Consider the following 16,528-nt stretch of genomic DNA (forward strand, 5'->3'; position numbering starts at 1 on the left):
GGCATGTATCACGTCGGACGGCAAGCATCGCTTGGACAAAATGTCACGCGGCAGGAGACGCTGCCCGTTCGGGAAACGGCATGGACCGAACCACGCCGTCCCTCTTTTTCAACAGCCGGAATGCGCAAGCGGAGCCTGCGCCTTCCGGCCCGCGCATCAGCGAATGCGCGGAAGCTGTTCCCACTGGTGGTAAGGCGGCGGTGAAGACAGCTGCCATTCGAGCGTCGTTGCGCCCTCACCCCAGGGATTGTTGCCGGCGATCCGCTTCTTGGCGAAGGCTTCCCAGACGCCGAAGAGGAAGATGCCCACGGCAACGGCCGAGATATAGGAACCGTAAGACGATACCATGTTCCAGCCGGCATAGGCATCGGGATAATCGATGTAGCGGCGCGGCATGCCGGCGAGACCGAGGAAGTGCTGCGGGAAGAAGATCAGGTTCACGCCGATGAACATGATCCAGAAATGCAGCTTGCCGATGAACTCGCTGTACATGTAGCCGGTGATCTTCGGGAACCAGTAATACCAGCCGGCGAAGATCGCAAAGACGGCGCCGAGCGACAGCACGTAGTGGAAGTGAGCCACAACGTAGTAGGTGTCATGAAGCGAACGGTCGAGACCGGCATTGGCGAGCTGCACGCCGGTGACGCCACCGACCGTGAACAGGAAGATGAAACCGATCGCCCAGACCATCGGAGTCGAGAAGGTCAGCGAACCGCCCCACATCGTTGCAATCCACGAGAAGATCTTGATACCCGTCGGCACCGCGATGACCATGGTGGCGAAAACGAAGTAGCGCTGCGCTTCGAGCGACAGGCCAACCGTATACATGTGGTGAGCCCAGACGATGAAGCCGACGGCGCCGATAGCGACCATGGCGTAGGCCATGCCGAGATAACCGAAGACCGGCTTCTTGGAGAAGGTGGACACGATGTGGCTGATGATGCCGAAACCGGGCAGGATCAGAATGTACACTTCCGGGTGGCCGAAGAACCAGAACAGATGCTGGTAGAGGATCGGATCACCGCCGCCTTCCGGCGAGAAGAACGCCGTGCCGAAGTTACGGTCGGTCAGAAGCATGGTGATGCCACCCGCCAGAACCGGCAGGGACAACAGCAGCAGGAAGGCGGTGACGAGAACCGACCAAGCAAACAGCGGCATCTTGTGCAGCGTCATGCCCGGAGCGCGCATGTTGAGGATGGTGGTGATGAAGTTGATGGCGCCGAGGATCGAGGATGCACCGGCGACGTGCAACGAGAAGATCGCAAGATCCACCGCAGGTCCGGGCATGCCGCTGGTCGACAGAGGCGGATACATGGTCCAGCCGCCGCCCACACCATAAGCACCCGCCGGACCTTCGACGAAGAGCGACAGAAGCAGCAGGATGAAGGCCGGAACGATCAGCCAGAAGGAAATATTGTTGAGGCGCGGGAAAGCCATGTCAGGAGCGCCGATCATGATCGGGATCATCCAGTTGGCAAAACCACCGATCATCGCCGGCATGACCATGAAGAAGATCATGATCAGCGCATGCGCCGTGGTGAACACGTTGAACATGTGCTTGCCGCCGTCGATGGCAGCGTCGCCCTCGAAACCGTAGACCATGGAAGCCAGACCGTGGAAGATCTGGATGCCCGGCTCCTGCAGCTCCATACGCATGACCACCGAAAGGCCACCGCCGATGATGCCCGCCATGATCGCGAAGATCAGGTACAGCGTGCCGATGTCCTTGTGGTTCGTGGACAGGAACCAGCGGGCGAAAAAGCCCGGCTTGTGGGAATGATCATGCGAATGATCGTCATGCGCGTGCGTGTCTTGACCATGCGAGTGATGATCGTCGTGTGCGGAAGGTCCAGCCATTGTCGTCACTCCAGTCGTCAGTTGGTTTCGTTGGCGGCAACGTCAACCGTGCGCGGAGCGCCATCGACGGAGGCCATCAGTGCCCGGTTCGCGCCGTTCAGGTCAGAAGCGGCGGCGGCGTGCCAGGTGTTGTACTGCTGTTCGGAAACCACCCGAATGGCGATCGGCATGAAGGCGTGGTCCTTGCCGCAAAGCTCGGAACATTGGCCGTAATACAGGCCTTCCTTCTCCGGCTTGAACCATGTTTCGTTGAGACGGCCCGGAACGGCATCGATCTTGACGCCGAAAGCGGGCATGGCGAAAGCGTGGATGACATCCGTCGGAGCTGCCGTCACCAGAAGGCGAACGGTCTTACCGACGGGAACAACCATTTCATTGTCGACCGCGAGAAGACGCGGATAGCGGGCCTTGTCTTCCTTGCCGGCAGCGGCCCGATCCTGATCCTTCAGCAGATAGCTGTCGAAGGAGAGCGGCTCGGCACCTTCGGCGGCCTTGTATTCATAGCTCCACAGCCACTGCGTGGCGGTCGCCTTCAGCGTCAGGTCCGGGTTTTCCGGCTGCGTCAGCTGTGCGTTCAGCAGATTGAACGAGGGGAAAGCGAGAAACAGGAGAATGAGCACCGGCGCCAGCGTCCACACCACTTCGATCGCCGTGTTATGGCTGGTCTTGGAAGCCACCGGATTTTTCGCGGCGCGGAACTTGACGGCAACGATGATGAGCAGCGCAAGAACGAAAAGCGTAACCGGAACAATGAACCACAATGTATATTGTTCGAACCAGCGTATTTCGTGCATGATCGGCGTGGCGGCCTCCTGCATGCCCATTTGCCAATGCACCGGCTGATCGGCGTGGGCGCCGACAGCCGTGAGCAGACAGGTCATCCCCGCCAGTGCTGCGTAAATCCTATTCGTCACGGTACCCTCTCCCTCACGCGTCTGATCTAGATCAATCACAGACGCAGAATCCATGCTTATGGTACTAACTTAAAACCACAGTTTGCCCTCTGCCGCAATATGCGTCTGGACACGGATGCGCCCCAATTTTGCCATTGATCAATCCACGACCGACTTTCCCGCACCCTGTGCCAAGCTGAGCCACTGAGCGCGATTTCGAGCAGCCCAAATGCGACAAAGCCCCGTCTTCCAGCCGGTTTGATCGCCGGATAACGAATGACGCGCCGGGCAAATCAGACGCCCGTGCGGGCCAACAGGTCCTATTTCCGCCCAACTCCGCTGGAATTGAAGGCTCTAGGCTTTTTTTTCCGGATTATGGCGTCAAAATAGCCGCACTGATTCGAATCCCAGAGGTATCCATGCGTCTTTCCCCGCTCGCGCGCACTTTCCTTGCCGCCGCCGGTCTTGCCATCATCGCCCCCGCTGCCGCGGCGCTGGCGCAACAGCAGCCGCCCGGCACGCCGAAGTCGACGCATGGTGCATGGTCGGTCATCTGCGACAAGCCGGCGGGCGCATCCGAAGAACAATGCGCGCTGATGCAGAACGTGATTGCCGACGACCGCCCGGAAGTCGGGCTTTCGGTGGTCATCCTTAAAACCGCCGACCGCAAGTCGCGTATCCTGCGCATCCTCGCGCCGCTCGGCGTGCTTTTGAAGGATGGCATGGAGCTTTACATCGACAATAACAATATCGGCCGCGCCTATTTCACCCGCTGCTTCTCCGAAGGCTGCTATGTGGAAGTCGATATTGATGACGAGCTGCTGAAGGTGCTGCGTGCCGGCAAGAACGCCGTCTTTGCGCTGCGCGAATCCGTCGATCAGGACCGCGTCGGTATTCCGATCGAGCTTTCCGGCTTTGCCGAGGGCTACGACGCGCTTCCTTGAGGCATCGTCGTGACGGGCAGCCTTGCGTCTGCCCGCTCCAGTGCCTAAATCGGTCATGAACGATCATGACTGGAGCCTGAGATGACCGACGACCTTGTAAAACTCTTCGATTGCGATGAAACGCAATTGCGCAAGCTCGTTGGAGAGGCGCTTGCCGGCGCTGACGATGGCGAATTGTTCATCGAACATGCCCAGGCCGAATCGCTGACCTTCGACAATGGTCGCCTCAAGGGCGGCTCCTTCAACACCGATCAGGGTTTTGGCCTGCGCGCCGTTGCCGGCGAGACGGTGGGCTACGCCCATGCCGGCGAGCTTTCGGAAGGGGCGCTGAAGCGGGCTTCGGACGCGGTCGGCGCTGTCACCCGGGGTTATTCCGGCTCCTATGCCGCCGCTCCCCAGCGTACCAACAAGAAGCTATACGGCGACGAAAACCCGATCGGTAGCCCGAGCTTCGAAGAGAAGGTGAAGCTGCTCACCGATATCGACGCCTATCTGCGTGATAAGGACCCGAATGTTCGGCAGGTGACGGCGACGATTTCCGCCAGCTGGCAAGTGGTGGATATTCTGCGCGCGGACGGCCATCGCGTCAGCGACATCCGCCCCATGACCCGCATCAACATTTCCGTGGTGGCGGGCGAAGGCGACCGGCAGGAAAGCGGCTCCTATGGCATTGGCGGCCGCGTCGGTTTCGGCGATTTCATTACCACGGAAAACTGGCAGCGCGGCGCCGATGAAGCGTTGCGGCAGGCGCTCGTCAATCTCACCGCCATCGATGCACCGGCGGGCACCATGGATGTGGTGCTCGGCTCCGGCTGGCCCGGCGTCATGCTGCATGAGGCGGTCGGCCACGGTCTGGAAGGCGATTTCAACCGCAAGAAGACATCCGCCTTTGCCGGACTGATGGGCGAGATGGTCGCTGCACCCGGCGTGACCGTTGTGGATGACGGCACCATCGACAGCCGCCGCGGTTCGCTGACCATCGACGACGAGGGAACGCCCTCGGCCTATAATGTGCTGATCGAGAATGGCCGGCTCGTCGGTTATATGCAGGACCGCCAGAATGCGCGGCTGATGGGGGCGAAAGCGACCGGCAACGGCCGCCGCCAGGGTTATGCCTATGTGCCGATGCCGCGCATGACCAATACCTACATGCTCTCCGGCGACAAGACGCCGGAAGAGATCATCGCCTCCGTAAAGAAGGGCATCTATGCCGTTTCCTTCGGCGGTGGACAGGTCGACATCACCTCAGGCAAATTCGTATTCGGCTGCACCGAGGCCTACCTCATCGAGAACGGCAAGATCGGCGCACCGGTGAAGGGCGCGATGCTGATCGGCAACGGGCCGGATGCGATGAAGCGCGTCTCGATGATCGGCAATGATTCCAAACTCGATACCGGCATCGGCAATTGCGGCAAGGCCGGGCAATGGGTGCCGGTCGGCGTCGGCCAGCCGCATCTGCGCATGGACCAGATCACCGTGGGTGGCACGAAGGCGTAGTTCAGCGGCGCACGCGCGGTGACAATCCTCATCGGCAGTCACCTCCCACCAGCCCACAACCTCACACATGGCTGCCATGATGAGGTTTCCTCTGGCGTGCAGCCCGGAAGACGATAAGATCATCGTTTATGGCAGGCCATCCTCCCATCGCCGGGCCTGCGTGAAAAAGGAGACCCTGGCCATCATACGAAATGCCCTCGTTCCCGAGCTTGCCGTCAGCGACTGGCAGAGAAGCCGCGCTTTCTATTGCGATCTGATCGGTTTTCATGTGGTTTATGAGCGCCCCGAAGAGGGTTTCGCCTATCTGGCGCTGGGTGATGCACAGCTGATGATCGACCAGATCGGCGCGACCCGGACTTTCGTTGCAGGCAATGCCTCGCTCGATACGCCGTTTGGCCGCGGCATGAACCTGCAGCTCGCCGTTCCTTCCCTGCAGCCCATTCTTTTCCGGCTCGAACGGGCCTTGATCGGTCTCGTGCTGGCGCCGGAGGAAAAATGGTACAGGCGCGGCACCGTCGAAGTGGGCAACCGGCAATTCATCGTCGCCGATCCGGATGGGTATCTCATCCGCCCGTTCGAAAGTCTCGGCGAACGCCCCTTCCGGTTCGGTTGAGCGATCATGCTGCCTTTTCTGCCGCAGGCCGTGGTGTTCGACATGGACGGATTGCTGATCGAAAGCGAGACGCTCTATCGCGATTCGTTTCTGGCTGCTTCTGAGGAAGGCGGCCATGGCATGAAGGTCGAGACCTATCAAAAGGTTTGCGGCAGCCCGTGGGATGTCATCACAGGCACCATCCTTGCCGATTATGGCGCGGATTTTCCGATGGCGACATTCCGAGACGCCTGGCTCCGGCATCTCGGCCTGATGATGGCTGATGGAGTGGCGCTGAAACCCGGCGTCATCGAAATCCTCGATCTTCTCGACCGGCTTGATATCCGCCGCGCCATCGCCACCTCGTCGCGACACGATTCGGTGACGCGCCATCTCGGCCCTTACGATCTTCTCAGACGTTTCGACACCATCGTCGCGCGTGGCGATTATACCGAGCCGAAGCCTGCGCCCATGCCCTATCTCACGGCCGCAAAACGCCTCGGCTTCGATCCCGGCCGCTGCCTTGCGCTGGAAGATTCCTATTCCGGCGTCCGCTCCGCCTCCTCTGCCGGCATGATGACGATCATGGTGCCGGATGTGGCACCGCCAACCGAGGAAATGCGGGAGAAGTGCCTTGCCGTCGCAAGCGATCTTAACGCCGTGGCGGCCATGTTGGAAAAGCTGGAGCCTTCAGGGTTTTGACGGCCTGAAACGCCACTTACGCTCGATCGCTCCTTCAATATCGAGGCCGTTATAATGGGCCAGCAAAAGCGCATGGCCGAGGAGATCGGCTGTTTCATCGGCCAGATCCCGCTTCATCTCCTCTTTGCTCCTGCCCTTAATGCGCCCCCGCCCTGTCAGCCGGTTCCAGGCCTGTGTGACCTCGCCAACCTCCTCCTGAAGCTTCAGCATGTACCAGTCCGGGTCGCGGAATATTCCGTTTTCAGCGGCATATTTTTGCGAGGCCTCTTCAAACCGATGCATCATGTCAGCAAGCATTTGTTCATCCTTTGTTCGTGCATTACAACTCTAATCATGATTCTCTGACGGCGTCGACCCGTCAGGGCGTCACGCCGCCATGAACTGAAATTTCCGCGACATGCGCCTGCGAGCGAGATAGAGAAAAGGTATTCGAAACCGTGCCGTCACCCATGTCCCATCTCGATTTCGTCTCGTCGCTCATCACCGCGCATAGTCCCGTGCTGCTTGCCATGTTTGCGGGGGCTGCGTGTCTTGCCGGCCTTGCCCGCGGTTTTTCCGGTTTTGGTGCAGCGCTCATCTTCATTCCGCTTGCAAGCGCCATTGTCGGCCCGCGCATCGCCTCGGCGGTGCTGCTGGTCGTGGACGGCGTCCTGACGCTCGGCATGATACCGCCCGCCTTTCGCATGGCGGACCGGCGCGAGGTCTTCACCATGGCGGCCGGCGCATTTGTCGGCGTGCCGCTTGGAACCCTACTGCTTTCAAAGGGTGATCCGCTGACCCTGCGCTGGCTCATCTCCGGCGTGGTCGTGGTGCTACTGGTGTTTCTGGTGTCCGGCTGGCGTTACAGCGGCCGGCCGAAAACGCCGCTCACCCTCTTTACCGGGCTTCTGGCCGGGCTGTTTTCGGGGGCTGCGCAGCTGGGCGGGCCGCCCGTCGTCGCCTATTGGCTGGGCGGGGCGCTGAAGGGCGCTTTCGTGCGCGCCAATGTCATTCTTTATTTCGCGGTTTCAACGGTGTTTTCCATCGCCAGCTATTTTGTCAGTGGCCTGTTCACCGTCGATGTCTTCGTGTTTTTCCTGCTGGCCCTACCCTTTTATGCGGTGGGCCTTTATGCCGGCGCGCGATTGCATGGGCTTGCCGATGAAGCGGCGTTCCGGCGCATCTGCTATGGGCTGATCGCCATTTCCGCCGTGATCGGCCTGCCGCTGTTTGATTCGCTGCTGAAATAGGCAGGCCGCGATGGCCTGCCCTGATGGCGTTCAGGGATACATGCGGACCTTGGACCAGACACCGTCAGGCGTCTCGCGACGGAATTCGATGCGGTCGTGCAGGCGGAACTTGCGGTCGTGCCAGAATTCGATGCTGACGGGGCGGATGCGGAAACCGGACCAATGGGACGGGCGCGGAATATCGCCGATCGCATATCTGGCGGTATATTCGGCCACCGCCTTTTCCAGCGCGAAACGGCCTTCCAGCGGCCGCGACTGCTTGGAAGCCCAGGCGCCGATGCGGCTGCCGCGCGGACGCGAGGCGTAATAGGCATCCGCCTCCTCGTCGCTGACGATCTCCACCTCGCCGCGCAGACGCACCTGCCGGCGGAGGCTCTTCCAGTGGAAACACATGGCCGCTTTTTTCTGGCCAAGAATCTCCTGACCCTTCTGGCTTTCGAAATTCGTGTAGAAAACAAAGCCGCGGTCGTCGACGCCTTTCAGAAGTACCATGCGCACATTCGGCAGGCCATTTTCGTCCACGGTTGCAAGTGCCACCGCGTTCGGATCGTTGATTTCGGAAGCCGTTGCATCCTTCAGCCATTCGGCAAAAAGCGCAAAAGGTTCATTTTCTTCCGTGAAGTCACTGGATGTTAACCCCGTTTCCGACATATTGACTAAAATGCTCCCGAGCTGATTTGGACCCCAGAGATGATTTCTGGCGAAAGATGGTGACCGTCATAGCAAAGTCGAACAGTCGAACAAAGGGCCTCCTTTCGTCGGTGGCGGAAGTTTCCGCCGTCGTGTCAATGCTCGTGGTGCTGAGCGGTTGCGTCAGCCTCGACCTGTTCGGCGGCGACAAGGTCGACCGCTCGCTCTCCACGGCTTCCGTCCCAAACCAGCAGAACGGCGGCTCCCAGACCGATGACGCAACCATTCGCAATGCGGTAACCTCGGCCGATCTCACCAAGCTTGCCGACCAGCCACTGCCCTGGGCCAATGCCGCCACCGGCAGCGCCGGCGTCGTCACCACCATTCATGAAGACAAATCCAGCGGTTTCGTCTGCCGCGATTTCAAGACGACACGCCACTCCTTCGAGGGTGTTGCGAGCTATGCCGGACAGGCCTGCCTGTCGGAAACCGGCGAATGGTTGATGACCCGCTTCGAGCAGAAATAATCTGTTTACCCTTCCATATGGAATAAAACCGGCCCGGCTTCGGCGCACTCCCTCCGTAAAGGAGTGATTAGCAACTTATTGCAACAGTCGGCGTTGATTAAACCGAGGGCGTGCAGGCGAATGATCGCAGGTATCCCTTTTCGGAGGGGTTAGCTTCAGGATTGCGCCATGAGCGGCGGCAGACTGAGCCAACGTAACTGGTGTTTCGCATGCGCGATCCTTATTCTATCCTCGGTGTGAAACGTGACGCCCGTCACGAGGACATCAAGGCCGCCTGGCGCACGAAGGCGAAAACCGTCCATCCGGACGCCAATCGCGACGATCCCGATGCTTCGGCGCGATTCGCCGAGATCGGACAGGCTTACGATCTTCTGAAAGACCCGAAAAAGCGCGATCTTTACGATCAGGCCCGCAGGGCGGCCGAGAAGAAGCAGCGAGGCGAAACCATCATGCAGCAGCGGGAAGCAGCGCGTGAGGCCGCCGAGCGCGCCAAGGCCGCTGAAAAGCTGATGGAGGAACTGGCCCGCGCAGATGCCCGCAACCGGGCGCAGACCGGCCAGAAAACCGACGCAAAGCCGGAAAGTGCCGAAGATATCGTCGAGCGGATTTTTGGTGCGGACGCCCAGAACGACCCCAAGGTGCAGCAGGCCGCGGAAGCGGCGAAGGCTGCGGCAAGCGCCGTAAAGGGCGATATACCCGCCGCCAGCGACGCAGCCCAGTCCGCCGCTGGCGATGACAGGACCGCACCCGCCTCACTGGCCGTCAATATCTTCAACGCTCTCGTGCGTCGTTTCCGCCCTGCGCAGCTAGCTGCGGAAAAGGTGCCTGATATCACGGCGGAAGCCACCGTCACGGTCGCCGATCTTCTGGAACGCAAATGGGTCACCCTGCAGCTTGCCGACGACCGTGAAATCCGCTTCCAGCTTGAAGCCGGCATGGCGGATGGGCACGTCGTGCGGCTGAAAGGACAGGGGCTGAAGCTTCCCAACCTGGCGCGCGGCGATCTTGCCGTGACCTTGCTGGCCGCCCGGGATGACGCCTTTTCCCTTCGTGGCTTCGATATCCACACGACCTTGCCGATCTCGCTCAGCGACGCGGTTCTCGGCTGCGAAGCGAAAGTCGCGACACCGCTCGGCGAGGAAAATATCACCATTCCCGCCTGGTCCGGCTCGGACCGTGTGCTGAGGATTGCCGGCAAGGGCCTTGCCGATGGCAATGGCGGCGCCGGCGATCTCGTCATCGAATTGCGCATCGTCCTGCTCGAAAAGCCGGATGAGAAGGTAACCGACCTGATGCGGCACATGCGCGAAGGCCTGTATTTGTGAAAGTTTTGCGAATAGCCGGGACAAAGCACCCTTTGTTACGTTCCCTAACAGTTGATGATCTTTAGCAATCTTGAACAGGATTGCAGCCTATGCCATAGGCAGGACCGATCAAAAGTACTAGGGAGCACAAAATGGCTCAGGCATCCGGTCTCATGGCTGGCAAACGCGGCCTCATCATGGGCGTCGCCAATAACCGTTCAATCGCTTGGGGCATTGCAAAGGCCTGCGCGGATGCAGGTGCGGAACTCGCACTCACCTGGCAGGGTGACGCATTGAAGAAACGCGTCGAGCCCTTGGCGCAGGAACTCGGCGCCTTCATGGCCGGCCATTGCGACGTGACCGATCTCGAAACGATCGACGCCGTTTTTGCCTCGCTGGAACAGCACTGGGGCAAGATCGACTTCGTCGTGCATGCCATTGCCTTCTCCGACAAGGACGAGTTGACCGGCCGTTACCTCGATACCAGCCGCGACAACTTCAACCGCACCATGGATATTTCCGTGTTCTCGCTGGCCGCCGTTGCAAAGCGCGCAGAGCCTATCATGAATGACGGTGGCTCGATCATCACGCTCACCTATTACGGCGCCGAAAAGGTCATGCCGAATTACAACGTGATGGGCGTGGCCAAGGCCGCTCTTGAAGCCAGCGTGCGTTATCTCGCGGTCGACCTCGGCAATCGCGGCATCCGCGTCAACGCCGTTTCCGCCGGCCCGATCAAGACGCTCGCGGCTTCCGGCATCGGCGACTTCCGTTACATTCTGAAGTGGAACGAATATAATGCGCCGCTGAAGCGCACCGTTACCATCGAGGAAGTCGGCAAGTCGGCGCTCTACCTGCTGTCCGACCTTTCGACGGCCGTGACCGGTGAAATCCACCATGTCGATTCCGGTTATCACACCATCGGCATGAAGGCAGTGGATGCGCCTGACATTTCGGTCGTCAAGGACTGACATCTGAAACAGGGGTATCGCCTTGCTCGTCTATGTGATCCGACACGGACAAACGGACTGGAATGCGATACGCCGGCTTCAGGGCCAGAAAGACATTCCGCTCAATGATTTCGGCCGCCAGCAGGCGGTCGGCAATGGCGTGCTTCTCGCCCGCCTTTTGGGTGAACGGGCCACGGATTTCGACTATGTGGCAAGCCCGCTCGGGCGCACGCGCGAGACCATGGAACTGATGCGCGGCGCGATGGGCCTCGACCCCAAGGCCTACCGCACCGACGACCGCTTGATCGAAGTCTCCTTCGGCGACTGGGAGGGGCAGACCCTGCCCGACCTCAAGAAGGAATTCCCCGACCGGGTGAAGGCGCGCAAGGCCAATAAATGGGATTTCATTCCCCCCGGCCAGGATGCCGAAAGCTATGAAATCCTCTCCTGGCGCATCGGCGCATGGCTTTCCTCCGTGGAGGTGCCGACGATATGCGTCTGCCATGGCGGCGTCATCCGCTCGATCTTCCGGCTTGTTTCAGGCATGGACAAGGACGAGGCGTCGAGGACGCAAATCCCGCAGGATCGGATTTTGAAGGTCGAGATTGATCGGAATAGTGCGGAGTGGATTGCGTGATGGATCAGGCAGCATAAGCCTCGGCGTTATCATCCTTGAGACGCTTTTATTTGGCTGAACGCCGCCGCTTCTTTCTTCTCCCCGCCGGGGAGAAGGTGGCCCGAAGGGTCGGATGAGGGGGTAACGTTGCCGGATTTCGGAGAGCTTGCCCCCTCATCCCGCTGCCGCGGACTTCTCCCCGGCGGGGAGAAGAAAGCTAGATGCACCCGCTCGTTTCACAACGGAGGTTCGGCATAAGGGCTGAGTAAGAGGCTGGTCTTACTCAACGACCTGAAGATCGTCGACCACGCGTTTGCCATCCACTTCCGTGTAGAAAACCACGACCTTCACGCCCGCCTTCAAACCTTCGAAGTTGAACTCTTCCGGCACGCGATAGGTCTTGCCGTCGTTGAGCGTAATGCTCAGCCCGTTCGCATCGATCTTGCTGATCGTGCCTTCCACATCGACGCTCTGGGCGAAGCTGTTGATCGGCATCAGCAGGTTGGCGGTGGCCAGAAGGGCGGCAATCATCATACGCATCGATCTAGCTTTCGTGAATTTGCGTGAAAACCTTACATGCATGAAGAATTGCCTTTCGAATGTGGCGGAAATTGCCCGCAACCATGACATTTTCGGCCCAATTGATGAACGGATTTGGGATCGTGTTCAAGCCGTTAGTGATTTTTACACCGCATTTTCCGGCAATATTGGAAAACTCCGGTTTAAGGCGGAAAACCTCGACGTTTTTACAATTTCGTCATCTCGGATAACCCGTCGATACCATCGAATCGCTCTCCATCACCCATGGCCGAGACTGTCGTTTTTCGTTGTTTCCCAAGTCGTGAACGGTACGTCACCTTCTTATCCCGTTTGCGATGAAAGAAAGGCTTTTGCCTTGCCCGGATTTTCCACTAAGACAAATCCGCTTGTTTTAAATGGCGCCGTCCACAGGTGCCCTGTTTCCGGTCTTGAGAACTATGTCGCATAACAGTTTCGGTCATCTTTTTCGCGTTACCACCTGGGGTGAAAGCCACGGGCCGGCACTTGGCTGTGTGGTGGACGGTTGCCCGCCCGGCATCCGCTTTACCCTTGCCGAGGTGCAGCACTGGATGGACAAGCGCAAGCCCGGCCAGAGCCGCTTCGTGACCCAGCGCCGCGAGGATGACATCGTGAAGGTTCTTTCCGGCGTGATGCTGGATGAGGACGGCGAGACGATGATAACGACAGGCACGCCGATTTCCATGCTGATCGAAAATACCGACCAGCGCTCCAAGGATTACGGCGAGATTGCCAAAAGTTTCCGTCCCGGCCATGCGGATTTCACCTATGATCTGAAATACGGCATTCGCGACTATCGCGGCGGCGGGCGCTCCTCTGCACGCGAGACGGCGGCGCGTGTCGCCGCCGGCGCAATCGCCCGCAAGGTGGTGCCAAGCCTCAATGTGCGCGGCGCGCTGGTGCAGATCGGCAAGCACAAAATCAACCGCAACAATTGGGATTGGGATCAGGTCGACCAGAACCCGTTCTTCTGCCCTGATGCCGAGATGGTGCCGGTCTGGGAAGAGTATCTCGACGGTATCCGCAAGGCCGGCTCCTCCATCGGGGCCGTCGTCGAAGTGGTGGCGGAAGGGGTTCCGGCCGGCATCGGCGCGCCGATCTATGCCAAGCTCGATCAGGATATCGCCTCCAGCCTGATGTCGATCAACGCCGTCAAGGGCGTGGAGATCGGCGAAGGTTTCGCCTCGGCCGAGCTTTCCGGCGAGGAAAATGCCGATGAGATGCGCATGGGCAATGACGGCAAGCCGATTTTCCTCTCCAACCATGCCGGCGGCATTCTGGGCGGCATCGCGACCGGTGAGCCCGTTATCGCCCGCTTCGCCATCAAGCCCACCTCCTCCATTCTGACGGAGCGCCTGTCCATCGATACCGATGGCAACAATGTCGATGTGCGCACCAAGGGCCGCCACGACCCCTGCGTCGGCATCCGCGCCGTTCCGATCGGTGAAGCGATGATCGCCTGCACCGTTGCCGACCATTATCTGAGGGACCGCGGCCAGACCGGCCGGCTTTAGCGGACCGAAAAGTGTGAAGCGGTTTTCGGACAATCCGCTAAAGAAACAAAAAGAGCAACGAACCGTTGCTCTGAAATTAAGGGGGATATCGCCATGGCCTATGATCAGAAACGCGTTGTCGACGCTATCCGCGCTTTCGAAGCCGGCGAAATCGTTGTCGTGACCGATGATGACGACCGCGAGAACGAAGGCGATCTGATCATTTCAGCGGTTCATTGCACGCCTGAAAAAATGGCGCTGATCGTGCGTCATACCTCGGGCATCGTCTGCGCGCCCATGCCGCGCGAGGAGGCCAAGCGGCTGAACCTCAACGCCATGGTGGCGGAAAATGACAGCGCCCATACGACGGCCTTCACCGTCAGCGTCGATTTCAAGCACGGCACAACGACGGGCATTTCCGCCGATGACCGCACCCTGACGGTGCGCAATCTTGCCAATCCCAATGTCGGCGCTTCCGATTTCACCCGACCGGGCCATATCTTCCCGCTGATTTCCCGCGAGGGCGGCGTGTTGATGCGTTCCGGCCATACCGAAGCGGCGGTCGATCTCTGCCGACTCGCCGGCCTGCCGCCGATCGGCGTCATCAGCGAACTGGTGAATGACGATGGCACGGTGATGCGTGGCCCGCAGGTTTTGGACTTCGCCGAAAAACACGGCATGAAGCACGTCTCGGTCGCCGATCTCATCGCCTATCGCCAGCGCAAGGAAACGCTGGTAGAGATGGAATCCTCCTTCACCATCGAAACGCCGTTTGGGACGGCGAAAGCGCAGACCTATTCGCTGCCATGGGATCCGATGCAGCATATGGCGGTGATTTTCGGTGACATCAGGGACGGCATCGACATTCCCGTTCGCCTGCACCCGGAAAACGTCGCCGACGACGTGTTTGGCGACCGCCAGCCGGTTCGGCACTACATGCAGAAGATCGCCGAGGAAGGCCGCGGTGTCATCGTCTATCTGCGTGAAGGCTCCGTCGGCGTCGGCCAGGTGGCCGGACGACGCAAGGCGCGTGACCCGGACGAAGCGCATGCCCAAGCCCGTTCGCGCGAAAACGAATGGCTGGAAATCGGCCTCGGCGCGCAGATCCTCAAGGATCTCGGCATCAGCTCCATCAAGCTGCTGACCACCCGCGAACGGCATTATGTCGGGCTTGAAGGCTTCGGCATCCAGATTTCGGCGACGGATATCTGCTGATTTTGGGGTTTGCCTTTGGTTTTCCAGGGCAATTGTGAAGCGAGTGGGTGCCCCTTGTTTCTTCTCCCCGAGGGGGAGAAGTCCGCGGCAGCGGGATGAGGGGGCGCCCTTGCCGGATTTCGGAGAGCTTGCCCCCTCATCCGACCCTTCGGGCCACCTTCTCCCCGGCGGGGAGAAGAAACACGCGGCGACGCCGGGCTACCTCAGCTGCGAAGATGGCGTCGCGTGGTAGGATGTCACTCTCATAGTGTCCAGAGCGAAAAACTTCAGCTTTCCTCCCGCCAGCCCTCCAGATAATTCACGCTCTCAACACCCGTGAATTTAGCAAGTCGCGCCAGTTCGGCGTCGAGCTTCTCCAGCCGACCGGCGGAGGCGCGCACGCCGGGCTCCAGCCACAGGCGACGCACATCCAGCGTGCTGCGTTTGCGATCCGCCTTCATGTCGATGCGACCGATCACGCGGTCGCCCTCCAGAAGCGGGAAGACATAATAGCCATATTGCCTCTTCGGCTCCGGCACGAAGACCTCGATGCGATAATAGAAACCGAACAGCCGCTCCGTGCGGTTGCGGTCACGCAACAGCGGATCGAAGGGGCTGAGGACGCGGACGCGGGATGAGGGTTCCGGCACGTCGGTCAGGTCGGCGGTGAAATCGGCAAAGGCATAGGACGGACGGGCAGTGTCGCCGTCACTTGCAAGAAGCGAAACCTCACAGAGTTCATCGCGATGGCTTTTGACCCAGTCCCTCGCCTCCTGCGGGGTGACGAGATCGAAAAAGGCGGCGATTTCACCATGGGTGGCGAAACCCAGCCGCTTCAGCGCTTCGCGGCAGGCCCAGTCGACAAATTCCGCATGTTCCACCTCGGTTTCGTGATGCTCGCCGGGAATGACCCGTTCGGCAAGGTCATAGACCTTCTGGAAATTCACCCGGCCGGCAATCGCCAGCTTGCCGGTGTGCCAGAGATATTCGAGCGCGGTCTTGGACGGATGCCAGTTCCACCAGCCGCCGGACTGGTGCCCCTCCTCTTTCAACTCCCGCGCCAGAACCGGCCCGGTTGCCGCAATGCGCTCCAGCGTTTCACCGAAAGCAGCGTCGAAACCCTCGCCGTGCCATTTGCGCCAGCGCTCCTGAATGATCGGCTCGCGGCGGCGGAAGCGGTGCTTCCAATAGGGATAAAATTCCGTCGGCACGATGGAAGCGTCATGTGTCCAGTGCTCGAACAGCGCCCGGTCCTTTTCCAAAAGCGTGGTCAGATGGTCACGCCTGTAGGTCTGGTTACGGGAGAAGATAATCTGATGGTGGGCGCGCTCCACCGTGCCGATGCTGTCCACCTGCACAAAACCGATATCGGTTATCAGCTGCAGCAGGTCGCTCTTCGAAAGCGCCTTGCCGGGCGGCGAGGAAAGCCCCTGCCGCGCCAGAAAAATTCGTCTTGCCGCTTCGTTTGAAACCTTGATCACCATGGAGGAGAAGGTATGACGGCTTTTTCAGGATTGCAATGTTCTTTTTTTGTTCCTTGTT

The 16,528-nt window shown here is 59.8% G+C and carries 17 protein-coding genes; 11 read left to right on the top strand and 6 right to left on the bottom strand.

Annotated elements, in window-relative coordinates; all coding sequences use genetic code 11:
• Positions 1–156: 156 nt before the first annotated feature.
• A complete protein-coding gene (ctaD, locus tag O8B93_RS00130; RefSeq protein ID WP_269707835.1) occupies positions 157–1,857 on the bottom strand; it encodes a cytochrome c oxidase subunit I in 1,701 nt (566 codons plus the stop codon).
• 17 nt (positions 1,858–1,874) lie between these two features.
• Positions 1,875–2,738, bottom strand: a complete 864-nt coding sequence (gene coxB / locus O8B93_RS00135) for a cytochrome c oxidase subunit II (RefSeq protein WP_405049016.1) — start codon at positions 2,736–2,738, stop codon at positions 1,875–1,877.
• 431 nt (positions 2,739–3,169) lie between these two features.
• Here coxB and O8B93_RS00140 point away from each other — a divergent pair, with 431 nt between their 5' ends.
• The 4 genes from O8B93_RS00140 (at position 3,170) to O8B93_RS00155 (ending at position 6,485) form a co-directional block, all read left to right on the top strand.
• Positions 3,170–3,694, top strand: coding sequence for an invasion associated locus B family protein (locus O8B93_RS00140; protein WP_010971134.1), 525 nt, complete (start codon positions 3,170–3,172; stop codon positions 3,692–3,694).
• Positions 3,695–3,775: 81 nt separating this feature from the next.
• Positions 3,776–5,191, top strand: a complete 1,416-nt coding sequence (gene tldD / locus O8B93_RS00145) for a metalloprotease TldD (RefSeq protein ID WP_137066233.1) — start codon at positions 3,776–3,778, stop codon at positions 5,189–5,191.
• Positions 5,192–5,366: 175 nt separating this feature from the next.
• On the top strand, positions 5,367–5,804 hold the full coding sequence (locus tag O8B93_RS00150; RefSeq protein ID WP_269708611.1) for a bleomycin resistance protein: 438 nt from the start codon (positions 5,367–5,369) through the stop codon (positions 5,802–5,804).
• Positions 5,805–5,810: 6 nt separating this feature from the next.
• Positions 5,811–6,485 (top strand): HAD family hydrolase, encoded by a 675-nt coding sequence (locus tag O8B93_RS00155; RefSeq protein WP_269707837.1) that lies wholly within the window; start codon positions 5,811–5,813, stop codon positions 6,483–6,485.
• On the opposite strand, the gene O8B93_RS00160 is transcribed toward O8B93_RS00155, so the two are convergent.
• Positions 6,474–6,782: a pyrophosphohydrolase domain-containing protein gene (locus O8B93_RS00160; protein WP_269707838.1), complete on the bottom strand. Its 309-nt coding sequence runs from the start codon at positions 6,780–6,782 to the stop codon at positions 6,474–6,476. The two genes, O8B93_RS00155 and O8B93_RS00160, sit on opposite strands and share 12 nt — an antisense overlap.
• A gap of 152 nt (positions 6,783–6,934) precedes the next feature.
• Between O8B93_RS00160 and O8B93_RS00165 the strand changes: the two genes are divergently transcribed.
• A complete protein-coding gene (locus tag O8B93_RS00165) occupies positions 6,935–7,714 on the top strand; it encodes a sulfite exporter TauE/SafE family protein (RefSeq protein ID WP_269707839.1) in 780 nt (259 codons plus the stop codon).
• 30 nt (positions 7,715–7,744) lie between these two features.
• On the opposite strand, the gene pdxH is transcribed toward O8B93_RS00165, so the two are convergent.
• The gene (gene pdxH, locus O8B93_RS00170) at positions 7,745–8,365 is read right to left on the bottom strand and encodes a pyridoxamine 5'-phosphate oxidase (RefSeq protein ID WP_269707840.1); all 621 of its coding nucleotides are present in this window, start codon (positions 8,363–8,365) and stop codon (positions 7,745–7,747) included.
• Between the two features lie 56 nt (positions 8,366–8,421).
• Here pdxH and O8B93_RS00175 point away from each other — a divergent pair, with 56 nt between their 5' ends.
• From O8B93_RS00175 to O8B93_RS00190, 4 genes are all read left to right on the top strand, one after another.
• The gene (locus O8B93_RS00175) at positions 8,422–8,871 is read left to right on the top strand and encodes an RT0821/Lpp0805 family surface protein (protein ID WP_269708612.1); all 450 of its coding nucleotides are present in this window, start codon (positions 8,422–8,424) and stop codon (positions 8,869–8,871) included.
• 209 nt (positions 8,872–9,080) lie between these two features.
• On the top strand, positions 9,081–10,196 hold the full coding sequence (locus tag O8B93_RS00180) for a DnaJ C-terminal domain-containing protein (protein WP_269707841.1): 1,116 nt from the start codon (positions 9,081–9,083) through the stop codon (positions 10,194–10,196).
• Positions 10,197–10,327: 131 nt separating this feature from the next.
• Positions 10,328–11,146: an enoyl-ACP reductase FabI gene (gene fabI, locus O8B93_RS00185; protein ID WP_006309809.1), complete on the top strand. Its 819-nt coding sequence runs from the start codon at positions 10,328–10,330 to the stop codon at positions 11,144–11,146.
• A 22-nt stretch (positions 11,147–11,168) separates the two neighbouring features.
• Complete coding sequence (locus O8B93_RS00190) at positions 11,169–11,762, top strand: histidine phosphatase family protein (protein WP_269707842.1); 594 nt, start codon at positions 11,169–11,171, stop codon at positions 11,760–11,762.
• Positions 11,763–12,020: 258 nt separating this feature from the next.
• Here the strand turns inward: O8B93_RS00190 and O8B93_RS00195 are convergent, their stop codons facing one another.
• Positions 12,021–12,281, bottom strand: a complete 261-nt coding sequence (locus O8B93_RS00195; RefSeq protein ID WP_006309807.1) for a DUF1344 domain-containing protein — start codon at positions 12,279–12,281, stop codon at positions 12,021–12,023.
• 437 nt (positions 12,282–12,718) lie between these two features.
• Between O8B93_RS00195 and aroC the strand changes: the two genes are divergently transcribed.
• Both aroC and ribB read left to right on the top strand, forming a co-directional pair.
• Entirely contained in the window at positions 12,719–13,813 is a 1,095-nt protein-coding gene (gene aroC / locus O8B93_RS00200; protein ID WP_269707843.1) for a chorismate synthase, read from the top strand.
• A 93-nt stretch (positions 13,814–13,906) separates the two neighbouring features.
• A complete protein-coding gene (gene ribB / locus O8B93_RS00205) occupies positions 13,907–15,007 on the top strand; it encodes a 3,4-dihydroxy-2-butanone-4-phosphate synthase (protein WP_269707844.1) in 1,101 nt (366 codons plus the stop codon).
• A 266-nt stretch (positions 15,008–15,273) separates the two neighbouring features.
• Here the strand turns inward: ribB and O8B93_RS00210 are convergent, their stop codons facing one another.
• Complete coding sequence (locus O8B93_RS00210) at positions 15,274–16,470, bottom strand: winged helix-turn-helix domain-containing protein (RefSeq protein ID WP_269707845.1); 1,197 nt, start codon at positions 16,468–16,470, stop codon at positions 15,274–15,276.
• Between the last annotated feature and the right edge of the window lie 58 nt (positions 16,471–16,528).

It is taken from the genome of Martinezella rhizogenes, from assembly GCF_027460065.1.
Lineage (GTDB): Bacteria > Pseudomonadota > Alphaproteobacteria > Rhizobiales > Rhizobiaceae > Agrobacterium > Agrobacterium rhizogenes_C.

What these genes read in the sequence shown, in the direction of transcription:
- ctaD (WP_269707835.1), bottom strand. Translation starts at nt 1,857, where the DNA reads ATGGCTGGACCTTCCGCACACGACGATCATCACTCGCATGGTCAAGAC.
- coxB (WP_405049016.1), bottom strand. Translation starts at nt 2,738, where the DNA reads ATGACCTGTCTGCTCACGGCTGTCGGCGCCCACGCCGATCAGCCGGTG.
- O8B93_RS00140 (WP_010971134.1), top strand. Translation starts at nt 3,170, where the DNA reads ATGCGTCTTTCCCCGCTCGCGCGCACTTTCCTTGCCGCCGCCGGTCTT.
- tldD (WP_137066233.1), top strand. Translation starts at nt 3,776, where the DNA reads ATGACCGACGACCTTGTAAAACTCTTCGATTGCGATGAAACGCAATTG.
- O8B93_RS00155 (WP_269707837.1), top strand. Translation starts at nt 5,811, where the DNA reads ATGCTGCCTTTTCTGCCGCAGGCCGTGGTGTTCGACATGGACGGATTG.
- O8B93_RS00160 (WP_269707838.1), bottom strand. Translation starts at nt 6,782, where the DNA reads ATGCTTGCTGACATGATGCATCGGTTTGAAGAGGCCTCGCAAAAATAT.
- O8B93_RS00165 (WP_269707839.1), top strand. Translation starts at nt 6,935, where the DNA reads ATGTCCCATCTCGATTTCGTCTCGTCGCTCATCACCGCGCATAGTCCC.
- pdxH (WP_269707840.1), bottom strand. Translation starts at nt 8,365, where the DNA reads ATGTCGGAAACGGGGTTAACATCCAGTGACTTCACGGAAGAAAATGAA.
- O8B93_RS00175 (WP_269708612.1), top strand. Translation starts at nt 8,422, where the DNA reads ATGGTGACCGTCATAGCAAAGTCGAACAGTCGAACAAAGGGCCTCCTT.
- O8B93_RS00180 (WP_269707841.1), top strand. Translation starts at nt 9,081, where the DNA reads ATGCGCGATCCTTATTCTATCCTCGGTGTGAAACGTGACGCCCGTCAC.
- fabI (WP_006309809.1), top strand. Translation starts at nt 10,328, where the DNA reads ATGGCTCAGGCATCCGGTCTCATGGCTGGCAAACGCGGCCTCATCATG.
- O8B93_RS00195 (WP_006309807.1), bottom strand. Translation starts at nt 12,281, where the DNA reads ATGCGTATGATGATTGCCGCCCTTCTGGCCACCGCCAACCTGCTGATG.
- aroC (WP_269707843.1), top strand. Translation starts at nt 12,719, where the DNA reads ATGTCGCATAACAGTTTCGGTCATCTTTTTCGCGTTACCACCTGGGGT.
- ribB (WP_269707844.1), top strand. Translation starts at nt 13,907, where the DNA reads ATGGCCTATGATCAGAAACGCGTTGTCGACGCTATCCGCGCTTTCGAA.
- O8B93_RS00210 (WP_269707845.1), bottom strand. Translation starts at nt 16,470, where the DNA reads ATGGTGATCAAGGTTTCAAACGAAGCGGCAAGACGAATTTTTCTGGCG.